Origin of the sequence: Pseudomonas sp. P105, assembly GCF_032614175.1 — a bacterium.
In the GTDB taxonomy this organism is placed as follows: domain Bacteria; phylum Pseudomonadota; class Gammaproteobacteria; order Pseudomonadales; family Pseudomonadaceae; genus Aquipseudomonas; species Aquipseudomonas rhizophila.
In genome coordinates this window covers 2,881,802-2,894,062 of the sequence record NZ_CP126693.1, presented here as the reverse complement: position 1 = coordinate 2,894,062, position 12,261 = coordinate 2,881,802, and the positions used below count along the sequence as shown (strand labels likewise).

Genomic DNA, 12,261 nt, shown 5'->3' with positions numbered 1-12,261 from the left:
CTCCTCCATGGCACGAGAAAGGCTAAACTGGCTTTCGACCTTTTTTATCAAGGCAACTTCGAGCATTGGCCTAACGGAGTGAAAAATGACTGACGACATCGACCAGATCCTCATCAGCGCGCTGATGGAAGACTCCCGGCGCTCCCTCAAGACCCTGGCAAACTTGAGCGGCCTGTCTTCCCCCAGCGTCGCCGAGCGCCTTCGAAGGCTCGAAGAGCGTGGCGTGCTCAGGGCGTACACCGTTGAAGTGGACCCCAAGTGCTTCGGCTACCAGCTCCAGGCGATTGTGCGTATTCGCCCGTTACCGGGGCAGTTGCAAGAAGTGGAACGGCAGATCCAGGCCATCGCTGAATTTACCGAATGTGACAAGGTCACCGGCGATGACTGCTTCATCGCTCGGCTGCATGTGCGTTCGATGGAGCAACTGGACACGTTGCTGGACAAGCTCAATGTTCTGGCAGAAACCAACACTGCCATCGTCAAGAAGACTCCGGTCAAGCGGCGACTGCCACCCATGGCATGAACCTGACCCGGCCTCGGTGTCATCCGAGGCCGGGATTTATGTTACTCGAGGTCTTCCAGCTCAGGACTGCGCTGCACTTTTTGCACCTCATCCTGAGGCGCATTGCTTGCTTTCATCAATTTTAGCGGCACGATTTTTTCACAAGCATTCTTGCCATCGGCATAGACGCCACTGTGGTTACATTTCCAGTCATAGAAGTTGGCCAAGGCCGCGGACAATTGCAGGCTGTAGTCCGTGCTTTGGGTGCCCGGCGTAAAGGGTTGGCCGGCGGGGATGTTCTGGAACCATTTCATCCACTCTTCAGTACCCGGCGCTGGTGGGTTGGCCTGGAAAGTCGGGTTCATGATCGCCAGTTGCTGGTATTCAGCGGTCATGTGACAGCTCAGGCATGAAGCCTGCGGGTTGTCCACCGGCCCATTGAGGCGTCCGTTCCAACCCAGGTGGGTCGGCGGCAGTTCTTTGGTATTGGCATTGATTGCGGTCTGCTTCAATGCCGGGTTGATTTTAGTTTCTGTCGGGGTCGGATTGGTGAACTCGCTGCTGGTCACTTCAGGGTCGTTACCCCACATGATTCCGACCGGCACCAGGTTTTCCCAGTCGCCTTTGCTTTTATCGATGCCGTTGTACTGAAAGGTCCCGAAGAGCCATCCGGTCTCGCTGACACGCGAGTCACGCACGGCAATGTCCATCTGGATCAATGCGACTTTTTTCACGACGCGATCAGTGGATGTAAACGTGACGGCGGTGTAGGCATCCAGCAGCAAGGGATTGGCCAACGACGGCACCGAATTGACATCGATGTCGGCATACAACGCCTTGCACACCACGGTGCCGTTGGGGAAGCTCTTGGGCTTTGAAGTGAAGCTCGGGTCAGGGTTCTGCGGATCTTTCCAGACCTGGCCGATGGTAAAGGCACCGATATCGTTATAGATCCCCACCGCATAAGTCTGACCGGACTCCAACTGTGTGTGAGCGAGCTGTTTAGGCTGAATCGGCGCCTCTCGAGTCAGCCCGTGGATGCCTTCACGCCCGCTCGGCCCGTAATGCTGCCAGGGCATGTGGTACCACTGGCGGACGGTGTTTTTCTGCACATTCCAGTTGGTCTCGGCGTTGCCCTCCAGACAGTATTGCTTGACGCCCTCCATATAGGCTCGCCAGGTTTCAAAATCATTGCTGCGTGTTGTTGGCAGAATCTTGAAGAACGCTGGCATCGACGCGGCGCCAGGGGCAGTGGTGGGATAGTTCTGGCTGAGCTGGAACGCAGGGCCGGAATATTCACTCTTGGGAGGGGCGAAGCCGAAATCAGGGAAGGTGCCGGCATTGGCCATGGACGACCCGCCGGCCAAGGTCATGAGTACAAGGATCTTTGCGTGGGACTTAATCATCGGTATCTCCTTATAGGGGCAACGCCTGCCAAATCATCGATCTCCTGATTGATGCGCAGGGCTTCCTTTGTTATGGGCCAGGGCGCGTTGCCCCCGCCGGCTCACGGTTAACGCTCAGTGACGTGCGTACACCTCCTTGGCGCCTGAAAAACGGGCGCAATCAGACCTGGCTCGGATAGCCGAATGCGAACGATATCGGGGGGGAACGTGGCGAAGATTTCGCGCGGTGGTTGACCGGTTTACCTCATGCCGCCCCTGGCAATGCAATCCCTTGTCATAGTTGTAGATCAATTATTCAAAGGCGCCATCACGATTCGGCTTTTTTGCGGGCAATTGGCCATAACGAAAAATCGGGGACGAAAAAAAGCCCGCCGAAGCGGGCTTTTCATATCACGCATGCAATCAGTCGTCGCGACCCATCAGGCCGAACAGCTGCAACAGGCTGACGAACAGGTTGTAGATCGATACATACAGGCTGATGGTCGCCATGATGTAGTTGCGCTCGCCGCCGTGGATGATGGCGCTGGTCTGATACAGGATGCAGACCGACGAGAACAGCACGAAGCCGGCGCTGATTGCCAGTTGCAGGCCGCTGATCTGGAAGAAGAAGCTGGCAACTACCGCACCGAGCAACACGAAGAAGCCTGCGGTGATGAAACCGCTCAGGAAGCTCATGTCCTTGCGGGAGATCAGCACGTAGGCCGACAGACCACCGAACACCAGCGCGGTCATGGCGAATGCCGAGCTGACCACTTCGGCGCCACCCTGCATTCCCAGGTAACGGTTGAGGATCGGGCCGAGCAGAAAGCCCATGAAGCCGGTCAGGGCGAAGGCCGAAACCAGGCCCCAGGCCGAATCGCGGAGCTTGTTGGTGAGGAAGAAAAGGCCGTAGAAACCGATCAGCACCACGAAGATGTTCGGGTAGCCGACGCGCATCTGTTGTGCAACGAAGGCCATCACACCGCTGAAAGCGAGCGTGAGTGCCAGCAGGCCATAAGTGTTGCGCAGGACGCGGCTAACCTCTAGCTGCTCAGCCTGCACGCTGTTGTTCACTGCGTAATCCTGTTCGCGCATGGCGACACTCCTCCGGTTTTGAAACATTCAGTGGCAAGGATGATAACAGACGCTCTGTAACAAGCTACGTAGAGAGTTTGACAGTGTGTTTCATTCGGGTATTATGGCGCCCGCAACGCAATACGGAGGTGTGGCCGAGTGGTTTAAGGCAACGGTCTTGAAAACCGTCGACTGTAACAGGTCCATGAGTTCGAATCCCATCGCCTCCGCCATCTTTATACGACAAAGCCCTGATTATTCAGGGCTTTGTCGTTTTTGGCTTTTGGAAAAACCTGCCAGCCCACACTTCAGCCCACACCCTGGATGAAGTATTGCTTTTCGACCAACGGCTAATTTTTCGAATGGTCTCTTGCCTACACCTACAGGCCTCAAGAACGGGTTTAGAGGCAGCTTCCGGAACGAAAACAGAGGTTGTAATCTCTCTTCGACGCAGCCCAACAAAACTACACGCAAACAAAAACGCCGCTCAGTGCAGACTGTGTGAAAACCTAGCAATCTGCTGGCCGGTTAAAGAAAATGCCCGTATCGCAAGATACGGGCATTTTCTTTATGCGCTATATCCAAGGTGAAAACCGCTCCCAGAGCGCGCTGTTTCCACTGTCGCTGGACGAACTTATCCCCGATGACCATCTGGTTCGGGTAATCGAGGCCTATATTTCCCTTCTGGACCTTGAGCAGCTGGGCTTCGACAAGGCCAGACCCAAGGCCACGGGGCGCCCTTCGTACGATCCCGCGGATCTGCTCAAACTCTACCTGTACGGTTATTTCCAGCGGATTCGCTCGTCGCGGCGGCTCGAGGCCGAGTGTCAGCGCAATGTCGAAGTCATGTGGCTGCTGGGCCGGCTGGCGCCGGACTTTAAAACCATCGCCGATTTTCGCCGCGACAACAGTGCGGCGTTTACCGCCACGTGCCGTGCCTTCGTTCAGTTTTGCCGACACGCCGGCCTAATTGCCGGTGAGTTGGTGGCTATCGACGGCAGCAAGTTTCAGGCGGTGGCGTCTAATCGCAAGCACATGACGCCGAAAAAGCTCAAACACCAGGAAGCGGTACTCGACAAACGAATTGCGCGCTATTTGGCGCAGCTCGATGAAGCAGATCGTGGCGAGGATGGGGAGTCGATCGATCGTTCAGCGGTGCAAACAGCACTTCGTGAGCTGCAGGTAAAAAAGGCCAATAACCAGACCTGTCAAGGGCTGATGGAGGCTCAAGGTCTGGTTCAGCACATTGTGGGCGAGCCCGAGGCGCAAAAAATGCGAACGGCGTCCGGCCCTCTGGTGGCCTACAACATTCAAAGTGCCGTGGATGCGGAGCATTGCCTGATTGTGCACCACGAAGTCACCCAGGAAGGCACCGACAATCGCCAGCTTGAACCCATGGCAAAAGCCGCCAAAGCTGAATTACAGCAGCCGCAACTCAGCGTGACGGCCGATGCTGGTTACTCTAACGGCGAGCAGTTTCAGGCCTGTGAAGAGGCCGGTATCACGGCTTTTGTGCCCCCTAATCGGTCGGTTAACAATCAAGGTGGCGGCACTGAGTTTTTCGACCGTGCGGACTTCAAATACGAGGAGGACAGCGACAGTTATCAATGCCCTGCCGGCCAGTGGCTAACGCTCAAGCAGATGAACAAAGGCGACCGGATTTATCAGGCAGCTATCGCCGATTGCAGCGTTTGTCCGTTAAAAAGTCGCTGCACCAAAGCGAGCCACCGCTACCTCACGCGTCATGCTCAAGAGGCCGCCTTCGAGCGAATGGCGCAACGAATGCGGGCCCATCCCGAGATGATGACCCGCCGGCGATCCATCGTCGAACACCCCTTCGGCAATCTCAAGCAATGGCTGTTTGGCAATGGCCGGTTCTTGCTGCGACAGCTGAAAGGCGCCAGAGCCGAAATGGCACTGGCAGTGCAGGCCTACAATTTGAAAAGAGCGATCAAGGTGCTGGGCGCACAAAAGTTGATCGCGCTGATGGGCTGAGAGGCCCTTTATTTTTCCGATTTCAGAAAAACAAATGCCCCGACAAGTCGGGGCATTTGTTTTTGATCTTGGCAGACCGCGTTTTCACACGGTCTGCAGTGAGCGGCGTTTTTTGCGTTTTTGGAAAGGGAAACGAGACTCGTATCTAGCGTCCGACTTATTGAAATATAATATATTCACCCCGACGGCGGAGTGAAAGAGCAGACGGCTGGCCTATACGCCCAAAAGCTTGCGGAATAGGGTTTTGTGACCTTGGCCTTTGACGCTTCTCATCAAGGGGGCAAGCGGCAGTCTTCCACACTTTCTGGACGATCCGATGAACCGAGTGGACGACATCTATCACTCAGTTGACTACATGGTCATTGCCATTTGTTGACGCTGACCGCATTGGAGCATTGGGGATAAAACCGCTCCACGTAATCTTCAAGAAGCGGCAGATTACTACCTGACCCCTCGCAGCCAGCACCCAAATGCGCCGAACAAACTTCTATTCACCAGCTTGACAGCGATGGTGTCATTTACCGGTTTCGACAGAGCCGATACCTTGCTCACCCAACCGGGATTATTGCCGGTAGTGAGGCTGGTCGTTGTGGCATAGTAAAGCGCTTTATGCGAAAACTACTGTGCCTAAAGAGTTGTTCATTATGCCGGGGGCAACTCACATGAATCTCTACGACGGGCACGGTTCGGATTTGGCAATGAATCAGCTGGCACCGTTTTTTAAGCGCGCGTTGTTTAGCTGAGGCACACCCAAGATCCTCTGAATTTCATTCATATCGCGAGGCAAAATGATAGGCACCGCCGACGCTCATGGAGGCGGCGCATCTGAAGAAGTACTGGGCCGGTGGCTTGCTCAACGTCCCGAGAACGCCACATTAATAACCATCAGGAGTAAATGCACATGTCTGCCCTGCGTACAGCTGTTGCCATCGGGTGCCTTTGGGTAAGTTCGGTGCTGGCCGCCGAGTCGACCGAAAAGGTCGTGCGCATTGCGCAACTCGTGATTGACCCTGATCAATTGGTGGCCTACCAAGCTGCAGTCAAGGAGGAAATGGCTGACTCCGTCCGTCTTGAGCCAGGCGTGCTGGCGATTTATTCGGTTGCGGAAAAAGATTACCCGAACCGGCTGCATTTCTTCGAAATCTATGCAAACGAAGCGGCCTACAAGAGCCATATCGCGTCCGCCCATTTTCAGAAATACGTGAGCACTACAAAGTCGATGATCTTGTCAAGAGCGCTTATCGAAACCGATCCAGTGCAACTCAGCACACAGCCAGGTCGATGATTGGGCTATCGGCCATAGCAGTCATTAGCGCTAACTGCCAGTCCCGCTCAGCCGCATTCTCATTGCCACATCACACGCCTGAACGCAGCAAGTCCAGCAAAAGCTTGAACGCAGGCTTGGGCTGTCTACGGCTCGGATAATAGAGGTGATACCCGGTGACCGTAGGACACCAGTCATCTAATACGCGTACCAAACGGCCTCCGAGGAGGTGATGTTCAACAACGTCTTCCGGCAGATGGGCAAGTCCCACGCCCGCGAGCGCGAAGTCCAGCATCAGGGGGACCGTGTTGCACACCATTCGACCCTCCGCTCGGACCCTCACCTCCCGCCCCTCTTTTGCGAACGGCCAGGACCAGAGACCACCTGATGTCGGCAGACGCAGATTAATTCCGTTATGGGCTGTCAGATCATGAGGCGTAACGGGTTTAGGCCTGCGCTCGAAGTACGAAGGCGAACCGACCACAGCCTGTCGGAAGTCTGGACCTATCCGAACCCCGATCATGTCCTTGGCCACCTGCTCGCCTAAACGAATCCCGGCGTCGTACCGCTGCTCGACGATATCGACCAAGCCGTAGTCATTGTTGATTTCAACCCCGACCTCTGGATAATCCAGCATGAGCCTACTGACTGCTGGAGTCAGAATTATTGCTGAGGCATGTTCAACCGAGGTGATCCGTAAGGTGCCTGCCGGTTTTCCACTTAGCTCGGACAGATCCGCAAGTCCAGCTTCGATGCCTTCAAAGTGCGGACTTATAGAGCCTATCAAGCGCTCTCCAGCGTCCGTCGGCGAAACGCTTCGGGTACTGCGAGTTAGCAGCTGCACACCTAATTGCTCTTCGAGACGCCTCAGCGTCCGGCTCAGTGCAGGCTGTGACGTTCCTAACTGAGCCGCTGCCTTTGTAAAGCTCCGCTCTCGCGCAACCGTTAGGAAGGCGACCAAGTCATTAACGGTATCTCGCATGATTGATATCCAACTGATATAGGTTCATTCCCACCATACCATCTAATCATTTTTTCGGTGCGCTGCTAGATTGGCTCTACATTCAGTGTGGAACTCATCCTTGAACCCAATCTACGATTTTAACGGACAGGTAGCCTTAGTGACTGGCGCGAGTGCTGGCATTGGTCTCGCTGCGGCACAAGCTTTCGCTAAAACAGGCGCAGCCGTCATCTTGGCGGACATCAACGAAGCGACGCTTCACAGCGAAACCGACAAGCTGCGCGCTGCCGGATTCAAGGTGACGGCCGTCGTCTGCGACGTGGCGGACGAGAAGCAAGTGGCCGCGATGGTTGAACGTACCGTAGCCACTTATGGCCGACTGGATATGGCCTTCAACAATGCCGGTATCGCTGGCCATTCCGGCCCATTGACCAACGAAACTGCAGAGTCTTTCGACCGACTCAACGCCATCAATTTGCGTGGTGTCTGGGCCTGTATGAAACATGAGTTGGCCCAGATGGAACGCCAAGGCAGCGGTGCGATTGTTAACTGCTCGTCCCTAGGGGGGTTGGTTGGCCTGGCTGATCGCGCCGCTTATCACGCGACCAAACATGGCGTGATCGGATTGACCAAAAGTGCAGGCGTTGAATATGCAGCTCGCGGCATCCGGGTGAACGCGGTTTGTCCTGGCGTCATCGACACACCTATGTTCACCGACCTGCTTGAGCGATCTCCCGAAGCGATGGAGGGGGTTAAGCGCGAACAACCTATTAACCGCCTGGGTCATCCGGACGAGATTGCCGCAGCCGTGCTCTGGCTGTGCAGCTCAGCGGCGAGTTTTGTTGTCGCTACGGCATTGCCAGTCGATGGCGGCTTCACAGCGCACTGATTCTATAAGACGCAAAACCATACGAACTCAGGAGTTTTAATGGGCAGCGACAAGCCAGTGGTACCGGCTTTTTCACATCTCTTGGCCGCCGCGAGTTCGTGACGAGAGCAGCGCTTACAGGGGCTGCCCTTGCAGTCGGAGCTTCGGTATGGGGAGGATCGGTCCCGCCCATTGCTGTCCATAACTCGAAAAACTCCCTTCTGGAGGAACTGGAAAAATGACTAAACGCCATCTAGGAAGTTTAGAAGTTTCAGCCATCGGCGCCGGTTGCATGAGCATCAGCTCCAACTACGGCCCACCGGCTGATATTGATCAAGGCATTCAAACGCTTCGTACGGCTTTTGAAAAAGGCGTCACCTTCTTCGATACAGCAGAAGTGTACGGCCCCTATACCAACGAAGAACTGGTCGGCAAAGCTATCAAGCCGTTTCGCGACCAAGTGAAGATCGCTAGCAAATTTGGTTTCGCCATTGATGGCACCATCGGTCTGAACAGCCGCCCAGAACACATCAAAAAGGTCGTAGAGGAATCTCTCAAACGCTTGCAGACCGAGCGTATTGATCTCTACTACCAGCATCGCGTCGATCCCAACGTGCCCATTGAAGACGTAGCGGGCGCTATCAAGGATCTGATTGCGGAAGGCAAGATCCTGCATTTTGGGTTATCTGAAGCCAGTGCCAAAACCATTCGCCGCGCGCACGCCGTGCAGCCTGTTGCTGCAATTCAGACGGAATACTCATTCTTCCATCGAGACCCGGAGCATAACGGGGTACTCGCGGCCTGCGAGGAGTTAGGGATCGGTTTCGTCCCATGGGCGCCGTTGGGTGAAGGCTATCTGACTGGCAAGATGGACGCTAACACCAAGTTCGATCCAAAGACCGATTTCCGAGGAACATTCCCGCGCATGTCCCCTGAAAACATGACAGCGAACATGCCGGTCGTGGACATCCTGAGAAAGGTTGCCACGGCAAAAGGCGGGACACCTGCACAAGTCGCGATTGCATGGTTGCTCGCACAGAAGTCCTGGATCGTCCCAATCCCAGGCACACGCATAGTCGATCACCTGACCGAAAACCTCGGCGCGTTGAATATTCAACTGGCAAGCGACGACCTGTTGGCAATGGAGCAGCAGTTCTCCAAATTGACGGTGCATGGCGAGCGTATGTCAGAGATGCACATGCAGCAGATCGATCCAACTTAATCCGGCGTTTTTCACCAGGGTGGGTTGGCCAGGGTTTGCTGACGATGAGCGAACGCCGTGACCTGCCCACCGGTGAGTATCGATGCGTTGCATAACCCACTGTTCTCGTCGAAGCACAGCGGGTTCTGGGTACCTTGCGATTTCGCTCCGGCCATCTGCATGGGTAGCGGACTAAATGCAGGTTGCAGTGCCGTGTTTTCTGTGTGTGTGTATCCGAATCCATTTGTGGACGAGGTTTGCGTTGAGGCTATGGCTGAGTGCGATGCTGGCAATTGAAGCGCCGGGCTGGGCACACTCTTGAATGACCTGAGCCTTGAAGGACTTGGAGTAGGAACGACGTTGTCGCTGCATGAAATACCCGTTTAAAAGGCTAGACATGGTGCCCACTTAAATTCAAGTGCACACCATGTCTTGGCTTTGCGGGGTTGGGCAGATGACTTGGCCGGACGCAAACACTCCTAAGACGCACCGGGACGACGCCACGGTGGTCGGCAACGAGCAACTGCATGTTCACGGCGTTCGCCAGACGTGCTGTGGCCAGGCGGCGGATACCTCCCCCGACCGATGATGCCCAGCACGCTGCCCTGAACATCCTGAATCGGCGCGCGACGGGCGCAAAAAATATCGTGAACTCGGCTAGTCTTGCAGCGCTGCAGACTGGTAGGCGAACAGCTGTGGACGCAGGGCGAAGATTGACGCAATCACCAACTCGGCGGCGCTTTGCGCCGAGTAGGCCGGGACGTCACACACTGGCCGCTTCGCCAGGATGTTGAATTAAGTATCGTTACAGCCGAGCGATCCTGCCTGTTGGAAGCGCCTGAGTTTTCCAGGGATCGATTATTTTCAGAGATCACGGTGAAGACAACGTTACTGTCCAACAGCTCAATGGACAAAGAATCTCCTCACGGTAAATGACCGGGCGAAGCTTCATGCTCGACATGGCTTTTTAATTTATGAGGCGTTCATTGTTTTGTGAGTGTCGATCAGGTGCTGAACCACGCTCGGATCGGCCAGAGTGGAGATATCACCCAGCCCATCATATTCGCCAGTCGCAATCTTGCGCAGAATCCGGCGCATGATCTTGCCCGAACGAGTTTTCGGCAGGCCCGGCGCCCAATGGATGACATCGGGTGAAGCTATCGGACCGATCTCCTTGCGCACCCAGTTTTTAAGCTCAATACGCAGTTTGTCGTCCGCCTCTTCGTCGCTATTGATAGTGACGTAGACATAAATGCCCTGCCCCTTGATGTCGTGCGGCACACCAACCACGGCCGCTTCGGCAACTTTCGGGTGGGCAACCATCGCACTTTCAATCTCGGCAGTGCCCATTCGGTGGCCGGACACGTTGAGCACGTCATCCACGCGACCGGTGATCCAGTAGTAACCGTCTTCGTCACGACGCGCACCGTCACCGGTGAAATACATGCCGCGGAAGGTCTTGAAGTAGGTATCGACGAAGCGATCGTGGTCGCCATACAGCGTACGCGCCTGGCCTGGCCACGAATCGAGAATCACCAGGTTGCCCTCGGCCACGCCTTCGAGGATATTGCCTAGGTTGTCCACCAGTGCCGGCACTACGCCGAAAAACGGACGTGCCGCCGAACCCGGCTTGAGACCGTGAGCACCAGGCAGCGGGCTCATCATGTTGCCGCCGGTTTCGGTCTGCCACCAGGTATCGACGATCGGGCAACGGGACTTGCCGACGTTCTTGTAGTACCAGTCCCAGGCTTCCGGGTTGATCGGCTCACCCACCGAACCCAACAGACGCAGGCTGCTGCCATCAGCGCCTTCAACGGCCGCAGTGCCCTGCGCCATCATCGCGCGGATCGCGGTGGGTGCGGTGTAGAGGATGTTGACCTTGTGCTTGTCGACGATCTTCGCCATCCGGGTAATGTCCGGAAAGTTCGGCACGCCTTCGAACAGCAGCGTGGTCGCGCCATTGGCCAGCGGGCCGTACACGATGTAGCTGTGGCCGGTGACCCAGCCCACGTCGGCGGTGCACCAGTAGATTTCGCCCGGGCGGTAGTCGAACACACGCTCGTGGGTCATCGCCGCGTACAGCAGGTAGCCGGCGGTGGTGTGTTGCACGCCCTTCGGCTTCCCGGTCGAACCGGAGGTATAAAGGATGAACAGTGCTTCTTCGGCGCCCATCTCTTTCGGCGCGCAGACACTGCCCGCCACTTTCATCAGGTCTTCGAACCAGATGTCGCGATGCTGGTTCCACTCGATGTCGCCACCGGTGCGCTGGCACACGATGACTTTCTGAATGCTGCTGGTTTCCGGGTTGGTCAGCGCGTCGTCGACGTTGGTCTTGAGCGGGATCTTCTTGCCGGCACGAACGCCTTCGTCGGCGGTGATCACCACTTTGGATTTGCAGTCGATGATCCGGCCCGCCAGGGCTTCCGGCGAGAAACCACCGAACACCACCGAGTGAATCGCGCCGATCCGGGTACACGCCAGCATGGCGACCACGGCTTCGGGGATCATCGGCATATAGATAGTCACCACGTCGCCGCGGTGCACATCCTGGCCGCGCAGGGCGTTGGCGAACTTGCAGACTTGTTCGTGCAGCTCGCGGTAGGTGATGTTGCGGCTTTCGGCAGGGTCATCCCCTTCCCAAATGATCGCGACTTGATCGCCGCGCTCGGCCAGATGACGGTCGAGGCAGTTGTAGGAAACGTTCAGGGTGCCGTCGGCGAACCATTTGATGTCGACATGGTGATCGTCGAAGGAGGTTTGCTTCACCGTGGTGAAAGGCTTGATCCAGTCGAGGCACTTGGCTTGCTCGCGCCAGAATCCGTCCGGGTTGACGACGGACTGCTGGTACATGGCTTTGTAGGTTGCCTCGTCAGTCAGCGTATTGGCCAGAACCTCGGGACGAACGGGATACAGAGAAGCCGCACTCATCTTTCTTACCTCGGTGGAATAATTGTATTTGTTAATTGTTTAGCACTGATTAAACGACCTCAGCTCGCAAGCGCTATAGCCGA

At 55.9% G+C, this 12,261-nt stretch carries 11 protein-coding genes and 1 tRNA gene; 7 read left to right on the top strand and 5 right to left on the bottom strand.

Translation table 11 applies throughout. The features are described from left to right. Positions 1–85: 85 nt before the first annotated feature. Complete coding sequence (locus QOM08_RS13120) at positions 86–523, top strand: Lrp/AsnC family transcriptional regulator (protein ID WP_316913148.1); 438 nt, start codon at positions 86–88, stop codon at positions 521–523. Between the two features lie 41 nt (positions 524–564). Here the strand turns inward: QOM08_RS13120 and QOM08_RS13115 are convergent, their stop codons facing one another. Both QOM08_RS13115 and QOM08_RS13110 read right to left on the bottom strand, forming a co-directional pair. Next, entirely contained in the window at positions 565–1,908 is a 1,344-nt protein-coding gene (locus QOM08_RS13115) for a hypothetical protein (protein ID WP_160892614.1), read from the bottom strand. A 402-nt stretch (positions 1,909–2,310) separates the two neighbouring features. Continuing rightward, complete coding sequence (locus QOM08_RS13110; protein ID WP_039588756.1) at positions 2,311–2,982, bottom strand: Bax inhibitor-1/YccA family protein; 672 nt, start codon at positions 2,980–2,982, stop codon at positions 2,311–2,313. 124 nt (positions 2,983–3,106) lie between these two features. Here QOM08_RS13110 and QOM08_RS13105 point away from each other — a divergent pair. The 3 genes from QOM08_RS13105 to QOM08_RS13095 all read left to right on the top strand — a co-directional run bounded on the left by QOM08_RS13105 (position 3,107) and on the right by QOM08_RS13095 (position 6,241). Continuing rightward, a tRNA-Ser gene (locus QOM08_RS13105) sits at positions 3,107–3,194 on the top strand. A gap of 337 nt (positions 3,195–3,531) precedes the next feature. Next, positions 3,532–4,956, top strand: coding sequence for an IS1182 family transposase (locus tag QOM08_RS13100; RefSeq protein WP_316913230.1), 1,425 nt, complete (start codon positions 3,532–3,534; stop codon positions 4,954–4,956). Between the two features lie 901 nt (positions 4,957–5,857). Further along, a complete protein-coding gene (locus tag QOM08_RS13095; RefSeq protein ID WP_316913147.1) occupies positions 5,858–6,241 on the top strand; it encodes a putative quinol monooxygenase in 384 nt (127 codons plus the stop codon). A 70-nt stretch (positions 6,242–6,311) separates the two neighbouring features. On the opposite strand, the gene QOM08_RS13090 is transcribed toward QOM08_RS13095, so the two are convergent. After that, positions 6,312–7,205 (bottom strand): LysR family transcriptional regulator, encoded by an 894-nt coding sequence (locus tag QOM08_RS13090; protein WP_410479144.1) that lies wholly within the window; start codon positions 7,203–7,205, stop codon positions 6,312–6,314. Between the two features lie 97 nt (positions 7,206–7,302). Between QOM08_RS13090 and QOM08_RS13085 the strand changes: the two genes are divergently transcribed. The 3 genes from QOM08_RS13085 to QOM08_RS13080 all read left to right on the top strand — a co-directional run bounded on the left by QOM08_RS13085 (position 7,303) and on the right by QOM08_RS13080 (position 9,271). Continuing rightward, the gene (locus QOM08_RS13085) at positions 7,303–8,070 is read left to right on the top strand and encodes an SDR family oxidoreductase (protein WP_316913145.1); all 768 of its coding nucleotides are present in this window, start codon (positions 7,303–7,305) and stop codon (positions 8,068–8,070) included. 98 nt (positions 8,071–8,168) lie between these two features. Then, entirely contained in the window at positions 8,169–8,291 is a 123-nt protein-coding gene (locus tag QOM08_RS29110; RefSeq protein WP_410479134.1) for a hypothetical protein, read from the top strand. Next, positions 8,288–9,271 carry an aldo/keto reductase gene (locus QOM08_RS13080; protein WP_316913144.1) on the top strand — a complete coding sequence of 328 codons (984 nt, stop codon included), beginning with the start codon at positions 8,288–8,290 and terminating at the stop codon, positions 9,269–9,271. The genes QOM08_RS29110 and QOM08_RS13080 overlap by 4 nt, the downstream gene beginning before the upstream one ends. A gap of 171 nt (positions 9,272–9,442) precedes the next feature. Here QOM08_RS13080 and QOM08_RS29105 read toward each other — a convergent pair whose 3' ends face one another. Further along, on the bottom strand, positions 9,443–9,622 hold the full coding sequence (locus QOM08_RS29105; protein ID WP_410479133.1) for a transposase: 180 nt from the start codon (positions 9,620–9,622) through the stop codon (positions 9,443–9,445). Positions 9,623–10,222: 600 nt separating this feature from the next. After that, positions 10,223–12,178 carry an acetate--CoA ligase gene (acs, locus tag QOM08_RS13075; RefSeq protein WP_316913143.1) on the bottom strand — a complete coding sequence of 652 codons (1,956 nt, stop codon included), beginning with the start codon at positions 12,176–12,178 and terminating at the stop codon, positions 10,223–10,225. Positions 12,179–12,261: the final 83 nt, after the last annotated feature.

Bases quoted from the DNA above. Each gene is read 5' to 3' on its own strand.
- QOM08_RS13120 (WP_316913148.1), top strand. From the start codon at position 86: ATGACTGACGACATCGACCAGATCCTCATCAGCGCGCTGATGGAAGAC.
- QOM08_RS13115 (WP_160892614.1), bottom strand. From the start codon at position 1,908: ATGATTAAGTCCCACGCAAAGATCCTTGTACTCATGACCTTGGCCGGC.
- QOM08_RS13110 (WP_039588756.1), bottom strand. From the start codon at position 2,982: ATGCGCGAACAGGATTACGCAGTGAACAACAGCGTGCAGGCTGAGCAG.
- QOM08_RS13100 (WP_316913230.1), top strand. From the start codon at position 3,532: ATGCGCTATATCCAAGGTGAAAACCGCTCCCAGAGCGCGCTGTTTCCA.
- QOM08_RS13095 (WP_316913147.1), top strand. From the start codon at position 5,858: ATGTCTGCCCTGCGTACAGCTGTTGCCATCGGGTGCCTTTGGGTAAGT.
- QOM08_RS13080 (WP_316913144.1), top strand. From the start codon at position 8,288: ATGACTAAACGCCATCTAGGAAGTTTAGAAGTTTCAGCCATCGGCGCC.
- QOM08_RS29105 (WP_410479133.1), bottom strand. From the start codon at position 9,622: ATGCAGCGACAACGTCGTTCCTACTCCAAGTCCTTCAAGGCTCAGGTC.
- acs (WP_316913143.1), bottom strand. From the start codon at position 12,178: ATGAGTGCGGCTTCTCTGTATCCCGTTCGTCCCGAGGTTCTGGCCAAT.